The sequence below is a fragment of the Nonomuraea sp. NPDC050790 genome (assembly GCF_044456745.1).
Taxonomy (GTDB): Bacteria; Actinomycetota; Actinomycetes; order Streptosporangiales; family Streptosporangiaceae; genus Nonomuraea.
In genome coordinates, this window is sequence record NZ_JBITGF010000007.1 from 68,487 (window position 1) to 85,868 (window position 17,382).

A 17,382-nucleotide genomic window follows, 5' to 3' on the forward strand; every position below is an offset into this window, starting at 1 on the left:
CGGACGGGACAAGCCTTGAGGATAGCAATCCGATCACCAGAATTCCCTATTTTTCAGGACTTTCGGGCATCCGTGGCGTCAACTTGCAGTAGTTTCAGGCGCAACATCGGTCACAGGGGAGATGCATGCGCCGTCGTCTCGCAGCGGCCGCGCTGGCACTCACCATCGCGGCGTGCTCGGCGCCCCCTCCCCAGGTACGGCAGGCGCCCCCGGGCGAAGCCGCCTTCGTCTACGCCCAGAACCTGGACGTCGTCACCGACTGGGACCCGGCGACCTCGTTCTCCAACGAGATCATCGCCCTGCAGAACATCTACGAGACCCTGACGGTCTGGAACCCGGTCACCAAGAAGGCCGGCCCCCGCCTGGCCACCGCGTGGAACGCCAGCTCCGACGGCAGGACCTGGACGTTCACCCTGCGCCCCGGCGTGACGTTCCACAGCGGCAGGCCGCTCGACGCCGCCGCCGTCAAGGCCGCCGTCGAGCGCACGATGAAGTCCGGCGCCGGCGCCTCCTACATCTGGGACGCGGTCGAGTCGATCCAGGCCACGGGCCCGCTGACGGTGACCTTTCAGCTCAAGTACGCCGCCCCGCTCGACCTGACCGCCTCGGCCGCCTACGCCGCCTACATCTACGACACCGCCGTCGTCGACCGGGTCAAGGACGGCAGGACCGACGCCGGCTCCGGCCCCTACACGATCGCGAGCTGGCGCAAGGGCCAGGAGAACGAGCTGACGCTCAAGGCGTTCGACGGCTACTGGGGCGGCTGGGACCGCCCGCACTACCGGACCGTCAAGTACCGCGTCGTGCCCGACCCGGAACGCCGCTGGGAACTGCTCCAGTCCGGCGAGGTCAGCTTCGTCAACCGGCTCAGTCCCCGGCTGTACCAGCGGGCGAGGGGGACGCCCGGCGTGCGCACCGCCTCGATGCCGTCGCTGCAGACCGCGATGCTGCTGTTCAACACCGCGCACGGGCCGCTGCGCGACGTCCGGCTGCGCAAGGCCCTGCAGAAGGCGATCGACTACCGCGGGCTGATCAGGGCGCTGGACGGCGCCGCCGTACCGGCGAGCGGGATCGTGCCGCAGGGGCTGCCAGGACACCAGCGCGAGCGCGTGCCCCGGCAGGACCTCGCGATGAGCGCGCAACTGCTGCAGCGGGCCGGCCACGGGCCGGGCGGCAGGCCGCTGAAGCTCACCCTCACCTACGCGGAGGGCGACGCCGACCAGGCCACGCTCGTGCGGCGGCTGACCACGACGCTGAGCGAGCTCAACGTCACGCTGGACGCCAGGGCGATGCCCTGGATCGAGCAGTGGGACCGCGGCAAGAAGAAGGGCCAGGACATCTTCGTCATGTACTGGTGGCCCGACTACGCCGACGGCTACTCGTGGTTCGGCAACGTCTTCCGCAGCGGCAACCCGCCGGTCTTCAACCTGACCTACCTCAAGGACCCCGCCGCCGACAGCATGATCGACATGCTGCCGGTGCTCAACGTCAGCGACCGCCCGGAGGCCGAGAAGAGCTTCAGCCAGCTCACCAGCAGGCTGCTGGACGTGCGGGCGGTAGCGGCCTTCCCCTGGGTGGTCAACTACCAGCGGGCCTACCTGGGCGCCGTCGCCGGTTACGACGACAACCCGGCCTATCCGGACGTGGTGTTCGTCTACGACCTGCGGCCGTCGGCCTGATCCTCCACCCGCTCGCGCAGGCGCGTCCTGATCTCGTCGGGCGTGTAGGCGCGGCGGCGCCGCTCGCTCCGCGCGATCACCACTCCGGTCGCCGCGACCCCCGCGACTCCGGCAAGTCCGAGCCATTTCCACCAGCGCATGTGCTTAGGCTAACAATGTGCTGACTCTCGATGAGGCCGTGAACGTCACCAGAACGGGAGACCTCTGGATCTTCCGCGGGCGGTCGGTCCCGGACCGGGCCATCCAGACGATGACCAACAGCCCGGTCAACCATGTCGGAATGGCCGTCGTGCTTGAGGACATGCCGCCCATGATGTGGCACGCGGAGCTGGGCAAGTCGTTGCTCGACCTGTGGTCGGGCACCCATCACCGCGGCGTGCAGCTCCACGACCTGCGCGACGCGGTGACGGTCTGGGCCGACCGGTACGGCCAGCGGGCCTGGCTGCGCCAGCTCGAACCGCAGGCGACGCCCGAGATGGAGGACGCCGCGCTGCGCACGGTGGCCAGGCTGGACGGGACCCCGTTCCCGTCCACCGCCCGCCTGGCCGGGCGCTGGGCCCGGGGCCGCGTCCCCCAGCTCCGCGGCCGGGTCAAGGAACGCACGCTGGAGAGCGCCTACTGCGCCGAGGTGGTCGCGGTGACCTACGAGGCGATGGGCCTGCTGCCCGGCGGCAAACGGCCCAACTGGTACGACCCCGGCCGCTTCTGGAGCGGCGACGAGCTCGACCTCATGCTCGGACACAAGCTCGGCAACGAGATCACGGTCGGCGTCGAGCTCACCCGCTGAGCGTCCCCGCGCGCGCTCACCCGCTGAGGGCGCGGCGCAGCCGCCACGTTCCCAGGGCGAACAGGGCGACGGCCAGCGCGCCGAGCACGGCGAGCTGGGGCAGCACGCCGGTGAGGCCGTCGCCGTGCCGGACCAGGCGGGCGAAGGCGTCATAACCCCACGCGTGCGGGGTGAGGTAGGCCAGCGTCCGCATCGGCTCGGAGAACGACTCCAGCGGGATGGTCGCGCCGCCCAGCGTCGGCAGGCCCAGCCCGAGCACCATGGCCAGCGAGAGCGGCGGGCCAGGCGTGCGGAACGCCGCGCCGAGCAGCATGCCCGCCCCGCCGCCGACCAGCGAGAACGCCAGCAGCACCGCCAGCGCGCCCACCGGGTCGCCCCACGAGACCCCGAACAGCGCCATCGACCCCAGCATGATCAGCGCCGCCTGGAACAGCGCGATGACGATCCGCCCCGCCGCCTCTCCGGCGATGATCGTACGCACCGGCGTGGGCCCCGCCGACAGCCGCGAGGTCACCCCGATCGCCCGCGACTCCACCAGCCCCAGCGCCGCCGTCAGCGAGGTCAGGAAGGTGAACATGAGCAGCAGTCCCGGCGCGGACAGGGAGTAGGCGTTCAGCCCCTCCGGGAACGGCGTCGTGCCCGCCGTCGTCACCCGCACCGGCAGCGACGGCTGCCCGCGCGAGCCCTCCTGGCGCAGGATCGAGCGGATCCAGGTGCCGGTGTCGTGGCTCTTGATGTCGCTCTGCCGGATCAGGTGGCGTACCTCCCCGCCGCCGCCCTCGTAGGAGGCGGGGATGACCAGTCCGGCGTGCAGCCGCCCGCGCTCGACCGCCTCGCGCAGCGCGCCCTCGTCGCCCAGCCGCTCGACGCTGACCCGGCCGCCGGAGTCCAGCGCGGCCGCCAGCCGTTCGGAGTTCGGGCCGGTTCCCGACACGACGCCGAGTTTGAGCTGCTGGCCGCCGCCGTAGAGCTGGCCGAGGACCAGGATCAGCAGGAACGGCGCGACGATCACGAAGAAGATGTTGGTGCGGTCCTTGAACATGCGGCGCAGGTTGAGCCGGGCCATCAGCGCGACCTTCACGGCGTCACCAGCCTTCCGACACGGGCCGCCGCCAAGGGGAAGCTGAGCGCGGCGACGGCGAGCAGGACGATCAGCGCGGGCAGGATCGAGGCGCCGCCCCGCAGCTCCGCCAGCCCTTGCAGGAACCAGTGGTGCGGGGTGAACACGCTCAGCTCCGGCGGCACGGGGAAGAACGAGCCGCCGAGCAGTCCCAGCACCGTGGCGGCCGTGGACTGCCAGTTGGCGGCCTGCTCGGCCGTACGGGCGAAGGTGGCGAGGGCGGTCATCAGCCCGGTGGCGGCCAGCACGCCCGCCACGACCAGCGCGGCCACCCCCGCGGGCGGGCCCCAGCGCGCGCCGAGCAGCAACGTGGTCGCCGCCACCAGAAGCGCCATGCCGGCCAGGCCGACCACGACGCCGACCAGCAGCTTGGCGGTGAGGATCGAGGCGCGCGGCACCGGCATGGACAGCAGCCTCGCCAGCGTGCCGGTGCTGCGTTCCTCGAAGATGCCGGTGACGCTGAGCAGCACGGCGAAGAAGGCGAAGAACATCGCCGCGCCCGCCGCGTGGTAGGTGCGCGGGTCGAGCTCGCGGGTGCCGAGCGTCGCGTCCTGCACGACGCGTACGGCCTCGCCGCCCGGACTCGCGTACGACTCGGCCACCTCCCTGGCCACCTGGACGGCCAGCGGCGCGTCCACGCTGCCGACGACCTCGATCCCGGTGGGGGAGACCACGAAGACGGCGTCGAGTTCGTCGGCCTCGGCCAGGGTTCTGGCCTGTGCCGCGTCGGCCACCTGCCGGAGGCCGGGCAGGCCGGTGCGCTGGGCGAACTCGGCGGCCGACGGGCCGGCCACGCCGTACCTGCCGGAGGGCTGGGCGTCGCCGCCGGACAGGGCCAGGCCGAACACGAACGCCATCCCGAGCGGCAGCACGAGCCCGAAGACCAGCAGCATGCCGTCGTGCGCGCGGCGGCGCAGGTCCTTGATCAGGATACGGAGCATGGGTCAGTCCCTCAGCTCTCGCCCGGTCAGGCGCAGGAAGGCCGCTTCCAGATCGGGTTCGCCCAGCTCGGCGGGGGTGCCCTCGGCCAGCAGGCGGCCGTGGTCGATGATGCCGACGCGGTCGCAGAGGCGCTCGGCCTCCTCCATGTAGTGCGTGGTGTAGAGGACCGCGAGGCCCTCGCCGGTCATGCGGTGGACGCTCTCAAGGATGGCGTTGCGGCTCTGCGGGTCGACTCCGGCCGTGGGCTCGTCGAGGACGAGCAGGCTGGGGTGGTTGAGCAGGCCGACGGCTATGTTGAGGCGGCGCTGCATGCCTCCCGAGTACTTGCCGACCGCCTCGTCCGCCCTGTCGGACAGGCCGACCAGGTGCAGGACTTCGGCGGTCCTGGCCTTGGCCTCGGCGCGGCGCAGGCCGTACATGCCGGCGAAGAAGCGCAGGTTCTCCCGCCCGGAGAGGTCCGGATAGACGGCCAGCTCCTGCGGGACGTAGCCGACGCGCGCCTTCGGCGGCGCGCTCACCGAGCCCGCGTCGGGGGCGAGGACCCCGACGATCATGGAGATGGCCGTGCTCTTGCCCGCGCCGTTCGGCCCGAGCAGGCCGTAGGTCTCCCCTTCCTGTACGGCGAAGCCGAGCCCGTCCACGGCGACCAGTTCGTGATAGCTCTTGCGCAGTCCCGCGACCGTTAACACCGCCATGGCCTAACCCCCGTTCCTGAGTGGCGTGTCCCTGATCACCGACCAGGTCAGCAGCAGCCCGAGCGCGAACGTGCCCAGCCCGACCCCCAGGGCCAGCAAGGGTCCGGTCGGCAGCTCGAAGCCGAGCGAGAGGGCGCTGAGCGGCACCCCGAACCTCGTGCCGACGGCGCTGAGCCCGAGCACCACGAGGCCGACGCCGACCGGGATGGTCAGCAGGCCGCCCGCCCGCCAGCGGTAGAAACCGGCGCCCATGAACATGCCCGCGGTGATCCAGGCCATGAAGTCCACCGTGTACTCCAGGAAGACCAGCCACACCTGGGTCGGGTCGGTGTACAGATGCGCGCGCTCCAGCGACTGCGGCCGCGCGATGATCGTGTAGAGCACCCGCTCGACCAGGAATCCCGCGGTCATCAGCAGTGCCACGAACGGCGTGTAGAGCGCCGTGGTGATCGCCGCCTGGAAGCCGAACTGCCGCCGGGTCTGCCCGTTGGCGACGAACAGCGGCAGGAACTGCCGGACCATGGCCACCCCGACGAACAGCACCACCCAGCGCGGCAACTGGCTGGCCTGCTCCCACACGCTCTGCGTGAGGTTGCCGAAGACGTGGATGGCCAGGGTGAGAACGATGATGACGACCAGGTAGGCGGCCCACGCGAAGAAGGCGACCCACAGGTTGGCGGCCAGCAGCCGCGTGGGAAACCTCATCGGGGGCCTCCGGTCAGGTGGATGAACAGCTCCTGCATGGCGATGGGCCCGAGCGCGAGCCCGGCCTCCATGGCCTTGCGGCGGTGGGCGGCGTCGAGCTCGCCGTACACCATCGCGGACTTCGTCGGCCCGAGCACCTTCTCGCCGAGGACCGTCAGGCCCGTGACGAACTCGTCCACGGCCGCCGCCGCCCCGGTGACGGCGTGGCCTCGGGACAGCAGGCGCTCGGTCTCCTCGTGCACGATCAGGCGTCCGGCATCGATGATCAGCACCTCCTCGAACAGCGGGCTGACCTCCTCGATGAGGTGCGTGGACAGGATGATCGTGCGCGGGTGGGCCATGTAGTCGGCCAGCAGCGCGTCGTAGAAGGCCTGCCGGGAGGGTGCGTCCATGCCCAGGTACGACTCGTCGAACATGGTCAGCGGCGCCCGCGAGGCCAGCCCGACCACCACGCCCATCGCCGAGCGCTGGCCCTTCGACATCGCCTTGACGTTCGCCTTCGGCTTGAGCCTGAACAGCTCCATCAGCTCCTGGGCGTAGGCGGCGTCCCAGGTGGGGCGCAGCCACTCGGCGAAGTAGAGGGCGTCGGCGGCGGTGCCGAGGTCGACGCTCTCCCCGGCGTCACGGATCAGGCTGACGGCGCTGGTCACGGCGGAGTTCTCCCACACCGGCTCGCCGTTCAGCAGGACCGTGCCCGCCGACTGCCTGCGGAACGCCGACAGCACCGACATCAGGCTCGTCTTGCCCGAGCCGTTGCGGCCCAGCAGGCCGTAGATCTTGCCGCCCTCCAGCTCGAACGTCAGCCGGTCGAGCGCGGTGACCTCGCCGTAGCGCAGCACCAGGTCACGGGCCTCGATCCTCACATTCCCCCCTTGATCCGTTCGATCACGTCGTCCAGGGGGATGCCGATGGCCTTGGCCTCGTTCACCATCGGGTCGACGACGTCGGTGAAGAAGCCCTCCCTCCGGCTCGCTCTGAGGGCCTCCCGGGCGTCCGGGCTGACGAACATGCCGATACCTCGCTTCTTGTAGAGCACGCCTTCGTCGACGAGCTGCTGGAACGCCTTGGCGGCGGTGGCCGGATTGATCCGGTAGAAGGCGGCGTACTGGTTGGTCGACATCACCTGCTCGTCGCCCTTCAACGCCTCGCTCAGCACATCGGCCTTGATGCGATCCGCGATCTGCCGGTAGATGGGGCTCCGGTCGTCGAACATGGACACCTGCTTCTATGGTTCATTACTCCACTAACGAACCATAGAAGGCTTGCGGTTCCCGGTCAACGGGAGCGTCGCCAGCACCACCACGGCCACCAGCGCGAAGCCCAGCGGGTAGCCGGTCGCGCCCATGACCACGCCCAGGCCGAGGGCGCCGACGCCCATCCCCGCGTCGTAGGCGAGGTTCCACATCGCGCTCACCCGTCCCGCCTGGCCGCGCTCGAACATCAGCGTCAGCGTCAGGTTCTGCGCCACCCCGAACCCGGCGCCGAACAACGCCATCCCCGCCACCACCGCCCACGGCTCCGCCGACCAGAACAGCAGGCCGACGCCCGCCGCCGCGGCCAGCACCGACGGGGCCAGCCAGCGCGGGCCCGCGTGCCTGCCCGCCCACCAGCGGGCCGCCGGGGTCAGCAGGGACTGCGCCAGGAGGGCGGCGGAGGCCAGCTTCGGGGAGGCGGCCAGCGGCAGGAAGGTGATGGCCACGCCCGCGGCCAGCGCGACCGCGCCGAAGACGACGATCGGGGCGGTCAGCCCGTTTCCGCTCTTGCTCTGGTCGCGGTGCTGGGCCGGCTTCAGGTCCGGCAGCTTCGCCGCCGCCACCAGGCCGGCCAGCGGGACCAGGCCGGCCAGGACGAAGACGGGGCCGAAGCCCAGGTGGTCGCCTGCCCACAGGCCCAGCGGCAGGCCGATGATCGAGGGGACGCCCACGGCCACGCCGTACAGGCCCAGGCCCTCGCTGCGGCGTTCCGCCGGGATCAGCTCGGCCACCAGGGCGGTGCCCGCCACGACGACGATGCCCAGGCCCGCGCCGCGCAGCAGGGAGATCGGGAGGACCAGGTCCTTGAGGGGGAGGGCCAGGGAGGGCGGACCCAGCAGGATCAGGCCGGCGGACAGGACGCGGCGGTAGCCGTACCGGCTGAGGAGCCAGGGGACGGCGAGCTCCAGCAGAACGGTGCCCAGCATGAGCGCGGCGGTGGCCATTCCGGCCGACATGCCGTCGCCCAGGTATCGGGGGACGGCGGAGAACAGGAGGTAGAAGCCGAGGAGGCCGGAGGCGGAGGCGAGCATCAGGCGGTTCATGGGTGTGACGGTGCCAGCCTGGCCTTTTTCGCGGATCCGGCACTATGCGTAGATGGGCCTTTAGTCTGCCTATGTGTTCGTAGGTAGGGATGCGGAGCTCGCGGTGCTCGCGGACGCCTGGGCGCACCCGCCCTCGGCCGTCCTTGTCGTCGGTGAGGCCGGGATGGGGAAGACGCGGCTGGCCGCGGAGTTCGCCTCGCGGGTGTCCGATGCCTGTGTTGTTACCGGGGGTGCGGATCCTGGGGGGTTGCCGTACTCGGTGTTCGTGCCGGTGTTGCGGCGGTTGGTGCGTGAGTACGGGGCGCCGTTCGGGCCGGGGGAACTGGCGCGGTTGCTGCCCGAACTGGGGGCGCCTGCCGTGGACCTCGGGCGGGCGCGGTTGTTCGAGGAGGCGCTGCAGGTGGTGGAGAGGGCTGGGCCGCTGGTGCTCGTCCTCGAGGACCTGCACTGGGCTGACCAGGCCAGCCTTGATCTGCTGTCCTTTCTGCTCCGGAACCTTGGCGGGGGTGGGGTTCTGGTGCTCGCTACTTCGCGTACCGCTCTGCGGTTGCCCGGGGCGCGGACCCTGTCGTTGCCGCCGTTGGGGCGGGAGCAGGTGGCTCGGCTGGTCGGGGGGCGGGCCGTCGGCATCGACGCGATCATGGCCAGGAGCGAGGGGAATCCGCTGTTCGCCGATGCCCTTGCCGACTGTGACGGGGCCGTTCCCACTTCGCTGCGTGACGTGTTGCTGGGGGCCTTCGACAAGCTTCCCCTCGTCAGCCGGGAGGTGGTGGGGGTGGCTGCCGTGGTGGGGCGGCGGGTGGATCATTCCGTCCTGCTGGGGGCCTCTGGGGTGGGGGAACTCGTGCTGGACGAGGCGTTGCGGCCTGTGGTGCGGGCCCGGTTGCTGGTGGTGGATGGGGACGGGTATCGGTTCCGGCATGCGTTGATACGGGATGCCGTTTACGAGGAGTTGTTGCCCGGGGAACGCAAGAGACTCCACGCCCGGATCGCCACTGTTCTTTCCGAACTGGCGTCTGCTGGGACGCTTCGTGGGGCTTTTGCCGGGACGTTTCCTGAGGCTCTTGCCGGGACGTTTCCTGAGGCTTTTGCCGGGGCGGTTCCCGGCGGGTTTTCCGGGGCGATTCCAGCGGCGTTGCCCGGGGCGGTTCCAGCGGCGTTTTCCGGGGCGGCTTCTGAGGCGGCGGAGCATTGGCGGGCGGCGGGGGAACCCGCGCGGGCGTTCGCGGCGGCGGTGGCGGGACGGCGCTGGGACCTGGTGCTCGACCTGTGGCCGGCCGGACAGCCCCCACCCGGCCTGGACCACCCCCTGGCCCTGGAACTGGCGGCCCGCGACGCCCTGCACGCCGGAGAGGCCCGTCGCGCCGAGGAACTGACCACCTCCGCCCTGTCCCAGGTATCAGGCCCCCGAAGGGCCCGCCTCCTGGAACTCCGGGTGACGGTCCGCGATCAGCTCGGCGAGGACGGCCTGTCCGACCTCCGCGAGGCGGTACGGCTGGCGCCCCACGACGCCCGCCTCCTGGGCGCACTGGCCACCACGCTGGCCTGGAACGGCCAGGACATCGAGGCGAGAAAGCACGCCGAGGAGGCACTGGCCCTGGGCGACACCCGCTCCCTGACCACCCTCGCCGCCCTGACCGCCCTGGAAGGCGACCTGACCACCGCCACCACCCTCTACACCCAAGCCCGCACTCCCACCTCCACGCCCGCGCCCACCACCGCCTCTCCATCTCCCGCATCCCCCTCCTCCGCTCTGCCTCCTGGGCTGCCAACCGTGTCGCCCTCGTCCGTGTCGGCGGTTTCTGGGCGTGGCACGGGTGGGGGTGTGGTGGCGTCCGGGTATGTGGGGTTGGCGGCCGGGGTTGCGGGGGCGGTGGACGAGGATGCCGTGCTCATGGCCTACGCCAGCGAAGCCGACGTACTGGAGGCCGCAGGAGAACACGCCAGAGCCGAGGCCGTGGCCAGGGCGGGGATCGAGCGGGCCGAGCGGGCCGGGATGGCCAGGTCGCGGGGCGCGCTGCTGGCGGCCAACCTGGCCGAGCCCCTCGCCTCGCTCGGCCGCTGGCAGGAGGCCCGCGAGGTGCTGGGGGTCGCGCTGGCCCTGGACCCGCCGCCCATCTACCGTGCCTGGCTGCTCATGGTCCTCGGCACCGTCTCCGTCTGGGAGGGCACGCTGGACGAGGCCGCCGCCGTCGTGGACGAGGCACGGCCGCTGATGCTGGGGCGTTCGCGTGGTTACGACTCGTGCCTGGAGCCCGATCTGCTCGAATGCCGCCTGGCCGAGGCCACCGGAGACGACCTCCGCGTACGCCGCCTGGTCGGACACGTGCTGGAGGCACACGACCTGACCCTCAGCCGCCGCTACGCCTGGCCCCTGCTCGTCCTGGCCGCCCGCGCCGGCGCGGTGACGGGTCTGCCGGACATCCTGGCCACTCGTGCCGGAGCGGTGACCGGGGCGCTGGACGGGGTGGCCGCTCGTGCCGGGGCGCCGGATGGGCTGGTCACGGTGGGGCGGGTGCAGCGGGCGCATCGGGCGACGTTCGAGGCGGAGCTTGGGGGCTCGTGGGAGGAGGCCGTGGGCGCGTGGCGGTCGGTCGGCCAGCCGTACATGCTGGGGTGTGCTCTGCTGCGCATGGCCCAGGACCTGCAGCGACGTGAGGTGCGTGGGCAGCGGGGCGGGGACGTGCGGGCGGGGGAGGCGTTGCGGGAGGCGGGGGAGATCGCGGGGCGGCTTGGGGCGGGGCCGTTGCGGCGGGAGGTCGAGGCGGTCGCGGCGGCCGGGCGGGTGGATCTCGCGGGTGGCGGGCATGGGCTCACGGCGCGGGAGCTTGAGGTGCTGGGGCTGGTGGCGGAGGGGCTGAGCAATCGGCAGATCGCGGAGCGGCTGTTCATCTCGGTGCGGACGTCGGGGGTGCACGTCTCGAACATCATGGCCAAGCTGGGGGTGGGGTCACGGGTGGAGGCGGCGGCGGTGGCGCGGCGTACCGGATTGATCTGACATGCTCTGCTTTCATGATAAATGTCGGGTTGGTTGGGGTGGGGAACTGCGCGTCCTCGCTGGTGCAGGGTGCGGCCTTCTACGGGTGGCCGGACATTTCGTTCAGTGTGGCTTTTGATGTGAATCCTGCGAAGGTGGGGCTGGATCTCGCCGACGCCATCTGGGTGGCGCCCAACAATGCCCGCGCTTTCGCGGAGGTGCCCAGCTCCGGGGTGGTCGTCGTTGAGGGGCTGATGGGCGGGGAAGAAGTGGTCGGGGTCCCCGACGCGCGGGGCGAGGCCGTTGTGGATGAGGTCGTGGCGGCGCTGCGGGGTACCGACGTGCTGGTCAACTTCCTCCCCGTCGGCGCGCAACGTGCCACCGAGCTGTACGCGCGGGCGGCGCTGCTGGCCGGGTGCGCCTTCGTCAACTGCATGCCCTCCGTGATCGCCCGCGACTCGGCCTGGGCGGCGCGGTTCGCCGCGGCCGGGCTGCCGCTGATCGGCGACGACCTGAAGAGCTCGTTCGGGGCCACGCTGGTGCACCGTGCGCTCGTGGACGCGCTGACCAACGGTGGCGTCGCGCTCCACAACACCTACCAACTGCTCGGTGGGGGCAACGCCGACTTCCTCAACCTCCAGGACCCCGCCCGGCTGTCCGGCAAACGCGCCACCAAGGTGGCCGGTGCCGGGGCGGCCGCGCACGTCTCCGCCGCGTACATCCCGTTCCTGGAGGACCGCAAGGTCGCCTACATCCGGCTCGAAGGGGAGGGCTTCGGCGGGTCGCCGGTGGAGGTGGAGGTGCGGATGAGCGTGGAGGACTCACCGAGCGCCGCGGGCAACGTCCTCGATGCGGTACGGCAGGCCAAGGCAGCCCTCGACACCGGTACCGGCGGCGTCCTCCCCACCACCCTCATGAAGTCCTGACCTCCGGATACCCGGAAGCCAGGCTCGGGGGAAGGCGGGGTCAGGGGACGGGCGGTTCAGAGGGTCGGGAGGCGTCGAGCTCAGTGGGTTGGGCGGAGGCTGGGCTCGGGGGGTCGGAGGAGGCGGGGCCGGGGGCGGGAGGCCGGGGTCAGGGGGTGGGGAGGAGGCGGGTCAGGAGGTTGCGGGTGGCCAGGCCGTAGCGGGTCTTGGGGATGAGGAGGCGGGAGGTCGCCAGGACGTGGCGGTGGCGGGGGTCGGCCAGGGCGCGGTGGCGGCGCTCGTAGCGGGCCAGCGCGGTGGCCAGGGCGCTGGTTGTGTGGGCGTGGGCGGGGGTCGTGGGTGGGTGGGCGGTGGGCTGGGAGTCGCGGAGTGGGGTGGTGATCGCCGGGAGTGGGGTGGTGATCGCCGGGAGGTTGGTGGTGGTCGCCGGGAGGTTGGTGGTGGTTGTGGGGAGGTTGGTGGACAGTTCTTCGGCCAGTGTGTACGCCGCCGCCATCGCCAGCGTCGACCCGTCGCCGAACAACGACACCGACGAGGCGGCATCGCCCACCAGCGTCACGCGCCCCCTCGACCAGGTGTCCAGGCGGACCCGGCTCACCGCGTCGAAGAACAGGTCGTCGGTGGTCGCCACCTGTTCCAGCAGCTCGGGCAGGCGCCAGGCGGGCTCGCGGTAGGCGGTGCGCAGCAGGCGGCGGTGCTGCGCGGTGTTCCGGGGGTCGAAGCCGGGCAAGGCGGGCGCGTGGAAGATGAAGGCCGCCACGGCCTCGCCGTACGAGGGATGGAGGGTGGCGGAACGGCCGGGCGCGTTGTACATGACGACCTCGCTCGGATCGGGCACCTCCCCGTGGAAGGGGAGGGTCGCGACATAGAGCCCCAGATGGCGTACGAAGCGGGATTCGGGGCCGAATGCCAGCCGCCGCACGTTGGAGTGCAGGCCGTCGGCGCCCACCACCAGGTCGAAGCGCCGCCGCGCGCCGCCCTCGAACTCGACGTCCACGCCGCCGCCGTCCTGCGTGAGGCGCGCGATGGAGTCGCCGTAGACGAACTCGGCGTGGTCGCGGGCGGCCTCCGTCAAGATCCGGGCGAGGTCGGTACGGCGCAGCTCCACCTCCCCGCCATCCGCCCGCCCGAGGCGCATGCCGCCCACCCGCCGACCGGCGGCGTCCACGAACGACATCCTGTTCACGCGGGTCGCGGCCGCCCGCAGCCGGGGCAGCACGCCCATGCGCCCGGCCACCTCCATCGCGGGCCCCCGCACGTCCACCGGGCTGCCGCTCGAACGCAGGCCCGCGGCCCGCTCGACCACGGTCGCGCTCATGCCGTGCCGCGCCAGCCAGTACGCCAGCGTGGTGCCCGCGATGCCCGCGCCCGAGATGAGGATGTTCATGGCGATTCCCTCCCTGACCATTGGTCAGTCGCGACGATAGCTCCCTGACCGCTGGTCAGGCAAGCGGTAGGATGCGCGGTGTGATCGACACCAGGGGCAGGATCCTCGCCGCCGCGGGGGAGCTGTTCGCGCGCAAGGGCAGCCAGAACACCTCCGTCAGGGAGATCGCGGAGGCGCTGGGGCTGACCAAGACCGCGGTCCTGTACCACTTCCGCACCAAGGCCGACATTCTCGCCACCCTCGCCCAGCCGCTCATCGACGACACCGACGCGGCCGTGGAACGGGTGGCGCGGGAGGGCGGCGGCGGGTGGGGAACGGTGGAGACGCTGCTGGAGGTCTACCTGCGGCACCGGGAGGTGCTGAGCACCGTCGTGTCCAACATGCCCGGGTTGCCGACGGAGACGTTCGAGCGGTGGTTCGCGGCGATGCACCGGGCGGGCGAGATGGTCGCCGGGCCCGATCCCGACCTGGCCGCGCGGGTGCGGGCCATCCAGGTGGTGGCGCTGCTGAGCGACCCCGTGATCCTGCTGCAGGACGTCCCGACCGACGACCTGCGCCACCACATCCTGAACGGCGCCCGCCGCCTCTTCCCCGACCCCCCACCCCTCCGAACGCCGCCTCGACCGGGAGAGGAGGGGGCCGCCGCCGAGAGTGAAAGGCTCGGCGCGGAGCCCTCGACCGAGAGGGAACTGCAGGCAGCGGTGGGGGAGGAGCAGCCGTTGGCCGGAGCGCGGCGGCGTGAGGCGGAGGAACGGCGGGCTGTGGCGAAAGAGGAAGGGCCGTTGGCCGGGAAGGCGCAGGCCGAGGAGGAGCGGAGCGCTTCGGGTGGTGACGGGGGTGGGCTGGGTCAGGAGCCAAGGGGGTTGAGGGCTGCCGGGGGTGAGGGGAAGGGTGGGCGGCCTCGGGTCATGAGTGGGGAGATGGTCGCCGAAGCGCGCCGCCTGCGAAAGAACGGCGACAGAACCGTGTCGGAGATCGCCGCCGCTCTGGGTGTCTCACGAGCCACCCTCTACCGCCACCTCTAGTTTTGAGACGCCAGCCGAAACCCGTTGCGCCTGGTTCGCGGCACGGGCAACGATGGAGCCCTTATGGTGACCGGTCAAGATCTTGAGATCGCCTGCGACGAGTCCGGGGCGGAGGGTGAGAACCTGACCGCCGCGATCACCGACGTGTTCGCGCATGCCAGCGTGTCGATGGAGGTCGAGGCGGCCGACGACGTCATCCGCGTGCTCCGTGACCGCATCCGCTCACCCGCCACCGAGTACAAGGCCAACCACCTGCTGCGGGGCAAGCATCGTTCGGCGCTGATCTGGCTCCTGGGCCCGTCCGGCCCCATCTACGGCACCGCCCGCGTCTACCTGGTGGAGAAACGCTTCTTCATCGTCAGCCGGATCGTCGACCTCCTGGACGACCCGTACGGCCCGAGCCTCGGCTTCTACCGCAGTTTTGAGACGGAGAGGCTGTACCGCACCGGCCCCGACCTGAACGGCTGGATCCCGTTCCTGGAGTCGTTCAACGACGTCATGCGGGCCCGCGTACCCGCGCGGACCTTCTACGACCGCCTGGCCGACCTGCGCGCCCCCGAGCTGATCGGCCCGCTGGCCGCCACCCGCCCCACCATGGACGCCTTCCTGGAAAGACTCGCCGAGGACCCTCGCACGATCCCCGTCCTGGACCCCCTGATCCCCGCCATCATCCAGGCCGTCGTGGCCTGGAGCTCGTCGGGCCGCCCGGTCTCGGTGATCCACGACCGCCAGACCACGCTGTCGGAGGAGCGGATCGTCGAGCTGAAGGGCGTCTTCAACGACCCGCGCCTGGCCGCCCGGGCGAGGCTGGCCGGGCTGCGCCTGACCGAGTCCCGGCTCGACGCCCGCATCCAGATGGCCGACTTCCTGGCCGGGGTGGCCAGAAAGATCGCCTCGGAGGAGCTGAACGGCCGCGGCGACGCCGAGCTGAACGACCTCCTGCGCCCCTACGTCGACCCCGCCTCCCTCTGGGGCCACGAGGCGAGCTGGTCCCACCTGCATCCCTGACTCGATCCGACCGGGGTTGGTCACACTCGGGTCACGGATCACAGCAAAGGTGGTCGAAACCGGCAAACGCCTGCACAGTGGCGGCGAGCTCTTTCCGTCCCTACGGGAGGTACGCGTGAAACGCGTCATCATGGTCTCCGCCGCAGCGTTACTCGTCGGCGCCGCACTGACGGCACCGGCGCAGGCACAGCGGCAAGGACCAGAAGCCGAGTACGTGGTGCTCTACAAGGAGGGCGCGACCGGCGCCCGCCAGGCGATCGAGGCCGCGGGAGGCGTCGTCGTCAAGGAGAACACCGCGGTCGGCCTGGCCACCGTCACGACCAGCCGCGCCGACTTCGCCGCCGCGCTGGCGTCGGACGGGGCGATCGAGGGCGTCGCCCGCAACCGCACGATCGGGCAGGCGCCGCCCAGCGCCAGGGCCGGCGGTACGGCCCGCCGTACCGACACGGTCGAAAAGGAAGGGCACGAGGCCGGGCGCGGCAAGGCGGGCCCGACGGCCGGAAAGCCGCGGCCGGGCGCGGAGCCCCTCGCGGATCTGCAGTGGGACATGAAGCAGATGAACGCGACCGCCGACGGTTCGCACCGGTACAACCAGGGCGGACGCGACGTGGTCGTGGCGATCCTGGACACCGGCGTGGACGGTACGCACCCGGACATCGCGCCCAACTTCAGCAACGCGCTGAGCCGCAACTTCACCACCGACATCCCGGTCGACGCCAACGGCGCCCCGGTCGACGGGCCGTGCGCGGACGAGGCGGACGGTTCGTGCGAGGACGCGGCCAACGTGGACGAGAACGGCCACGGCACGCACGTCGCCTCCTCGATCGGCTCGCCGATCAACCGGCTGGGCATCGCGGGCGTGGCGCCCAAGGTGACGCTGGTCAACCTGCGGGCCGGCCAGGACTCGGGCTACTTCTTCCTGCAGCCCAGCGTGGACGCGCTGACGTACGCCGGAGACCACGGCGTCGACGTGGTCAACATGAGCTACTACATCGACCCGTGGCTGTTCAACTGCACGGACAACCCCGCCGACTCCCCGGCGGACCGGGCCGAGCAGGCGGTGATCATCAACGCGACGCAGCGGGCGCTCGACTACGCGCACCGGCGCGGCGTCACGCTGGTGGCGGCGGCGGGCAACCAGGCCGCCGACTACACCAAGTCCTACGTGGACACGAGCAGCCCCGACTTCGCCAGCGAGCCCGGCGAGGCGCCGTACTCGCGGACCATCCCGCCGAGCTGCATCTCCATGCCCGGTGAGGGACGCAACGTGATCAGCGTGTCGGCCACGGGCATCAGCAAGCGCAAGTCGTACTTCTCCAGCTTCGGCAACGGCTACGTCGACGTGGCGGCCCCCGGCGGCGACGTCTACGACACCCCGGCCAACACCCGCGACGTCACCAAGGCCACGCTGTCGGCCTACCCCGAGCAGCTCGCCAGGGACAACGGCGAGCTCAACCCCGACGGCTCGCCGAACGTCGACTACGTCGTCCGGGACTGCCAGCGCGGCACCTGCGCCTACTACCAGTACCTGCAGGGCACCTCGATGGCCTCCCCGCGCGCCGCGGGCGTCGCCGCGCTGATCGTCAGCCGGTTCGGCCACCGCGACCACCGGCACGGCGGCAAGACCCTGAACCCGAGCTTCGTCGAAGCCGCGCTCAAGGCCTCCGCCACCAGGACCGCGTGCCCGACGCCGCCGGCCTACACCTACACCCGGCACCTGCCCAACGGCACCACGGTGACCGCCACGCACCTGTGCGAGGGCAGCCGGGCACGCAACGGCTTCTACGGCAGCGGCATCGTCGACGCCCTGGACGCCGTCCGCTGACCGCCCGCCA

The 17,382-nt window shown here is 71.5% G+C and carries 16 protein-coding genes; 7 read left to right on the plus strand and 9 right to left on the minus strand.

The window, feature by feature from the left end; all coding sequences use genetic code 11:
- Positions 1-125 precede the first annotated feature (125 nt).
- The gene (locus ACIBEJ_RS33035; RefSeq protein WP_397186798.1) at positions 126-1,679 is read left to right on the plus strand and encodes an ABC transporter substrate-binding protein; all 1,554 of its coding nucleotides are present in this window, start codon (positions 126-128) and stop codon (positions 1,677-1,679) included.
- Here the strand turns inward: ACIBEJ_RS33035 and ACIBEJ_RS33040 are convergent.
- A complete protein-coding gene (locus ACIBEJ_RS33040; protein ID WP_397186799.1) occupies positions 1,655-1,819 on the minus strand; it encodes a hypothetical protein in 165 nt (54 codons plus the stop codon). The two genes, ACIBEJ_RS33035 and ACIBEJ_RS33040, sit on opposite strands and share 25 nt — an antisense overlap.
- A 20-nt stretch (positions 1,820-1,839) precedes the next feature.
- Here ACIBEJ_RS33040 and ACIBEJ_RS33045 point away from each other — a divergent pair, with 20 nt between their 5' ends.
- Complete coding sequence (locus tag ACIBEJ_RS33045) at positions 1,840-2,466, plus strand: hypothetical protein (RefSeq protein ID WP_397187432.1); 627 nt, start codon at positions 1,840-1,842, stop codon at positions 2,464-2,466.
- A gap of 16 nt (positions 2,467-2,482) precedes the next feature.
- Here ACIBEJ_RS33045 and ACIBEJ_RS33050 read toward each other — a convergent pair whose 3' ends face one another.
- Genes ACIBEJ_RS33050 through ACIBEJ_RS33080 form a run of 7 tightly spaced genes read right to left on the minus strand, consistent with a single transcriptional unit; the run spans position 2,483 to position 8,224 of the window.
- Positions 2,483-3,547 (minus strand): ABC transporter permease, encoded by a 1,065-nt coding sequence (locus tag ACIBEJ_RS33050; RefSeq protein WP_397186800.1) that lies wholly within the window; start codon positions 3,545-3,547, stop codon positions 2,483-2,485.
- Positions 3,544-4,527: an ABC transporter permease gene (locus tag ACIBEJ_RS33055; protein ID WP_397186801.1), complete on the minus strand. Its 984-nt coding sequence runs from the start codon at positions 4,525-4,527 to the stop codon at positions 3,544-3,546. Before ACIBEJ_RS33055 ends, ACIBEJ_RS33050 begins: the two co-directional genes overlap by 4 nt.
- Before the next feature lie 3 nt (positions 4,528-4,530).
- Complete coding sequence (locus ACIBEJ_RS33060; RefSeq protein ID WP_397186802.1) at positions 4,531-5,223, minus strand: ABC transporter ATP-binding protein; 693 nt, start codon at positions 5,221-5,223, stop codon at positions 4,531-4,533.
- Between the two features lie 3 nt (positions 5,224-5,226).
- Positions 5,227-5,928 carry a hypothetical protein gene (locus tag ACIBEJ_RS33065; protein ID WP_397186803.1) on the minus strand — a complete coding sequence of 234 codons (702 nt, stop codon included), beginning with the start codon at positions 5,926-5,928 and terminating at the stop codon, positions 5,227-5,229.
- On the minus strand, positions 5,925-6,791 hold the full coding sequence (locus ACIBEJ_RS33070) for an ATP-binding cassette domain-containing protein (protein WP_397186804.1): 867 nt from the start codon (positions 6,789-6,791) through the stop codon (positions 5,925-5,927). Before ACIBEJ_RS33070 ends, ACIBEJ_RS33065 begins: the two co-directional genes overlap by 4 nt.
- On the minus strand, positions 6,788-7,141 hold the full coding sequence (locus tag ACIBEJ_RS33075; RefSeq protein ID WP_397186805.1) for a GntR family transcriptional regulator: 354 nt from the start codon (positions 7,139-7,141) through the stop codon (positions 6,788-6,790). Before ACIBEJ_RS33075 ends, ACIBEJ_RS33070 begins: the two co-directional genes overlap by 4 nt.
- A gap of 30 nt (positions 7,142-7,171) precedes the next feature.
- Positions 7,172-8,224 carry an MFS transporter gene (locus ACIBEJ_RS33080; protein WP_397186806.1) on the minus strand — a complete coding sequence of 351 codons (1,053 nt, stop codon included), beginning with the start codon at positions 8,222-8,224 and terminating at the stop codon, positions 7,172-7,174.
- A 73-nt stretch (positions 8,225-8,297) separates the two neighbouring features.
- Here ACIBEJ_RS33080 and ACIBEJ_RS33085 point away from each other — a divergent pair, with 73 nt between their 5' ends.
- Both ACIBEJ_RS33085 and ACIBEJ_RS33090 read left to right on the plus strand, forming a co-directional pair.
- A complete protein-coding gene (locus ACIBEJ_RS33085) occupies positions 8,298-11,222 on the plus strand; it encodes an AAA family ATPase (RefSeq protein ID WP_397186807.1) in 2,925 nt (974 codons plus the stop codon).
- A gap of 134 nt (positions 11,223-11,356) precedes the next feature.
- Positions 11,357-12,127 (plus strand): inositol-3-phosphate synthase, encoded by a 771-nt coding sequence (locus tag ACIBEJ_RS33090; protein WP_397186808.1) that lies wholly within the window; start codon positions 11,357-11,359, stop codon positions 12,125-12,127.
- Between the two features lie 148 nt (positions 12,128-12,275).
- Here the strand turns inward: ACIBEJ_RS33090 and ACIBEJ_RS33095 are convergent, their stop codons facing one another.
- Positions 12,276-13,514 (minus strand): FAD-dependent monooxygenase, encoded by a 1,239-nt coding sequence (locus tag ACIBEJ_RS33095; protein WP_397186809.1) that lies wholly within the window; start codon positions 13,512-13,514, stop codon positions 12,276-12,278.
- An 80-nt stretch (positions 13,515-13,594) separates the two neighbouring features.
- Here ACIBEJ_RS33095 and ACIBEJ_RS33100 point away from each other — a divergent pair, with 80 nt between their 5' ends.
- From ACIBEJ_RS33100 to ACIBEJ_RS33110, 3 genes are all read left to right on the plus strand, one after another.
- The gene (locus tag ACIBEJ_RS33100; RefSeq protein ID WP_397186810.1) at positions 13,595-14,539 is read left to right on the plus strand and encodes a TetR family transcriptional regulator; all 945 of its coding nucleotides are present in this window, start codon (positions 13,595-13,597) and stop codon (positions 14,537-14,539) included.
- A gap of 63 nt (positions 14,540-14,602) precedes the next feature.
- The gene (locus ACIBEJ_RS33105; RefSeq protein WP_397186811.1) at positions 14,603-15,547 is read left to right on the plus strand and encodes a hypothetical protein; all 945 of its coding nucleotides are present in this window, start codon (positions 14,603-14,605) and stop codon (positions 15,545-15,547) included.
- Positions 15,548-15,662: 115 nt separating this feature from the next.
- Positions 15,663-17,372: a S8 family peptidase gene (locus ACIBEJ_RS33110; RefSeq protein WP_397186812.1), complete on the plus strand. Its 1,710-nt coding sequence runs from the start codon at positions 15,663-15,665 to the stop codon at positions 17,370-17,372.
- The last annotated feature ends 10 nt before the right edge of the window (positions 17,373-17,382 follow it).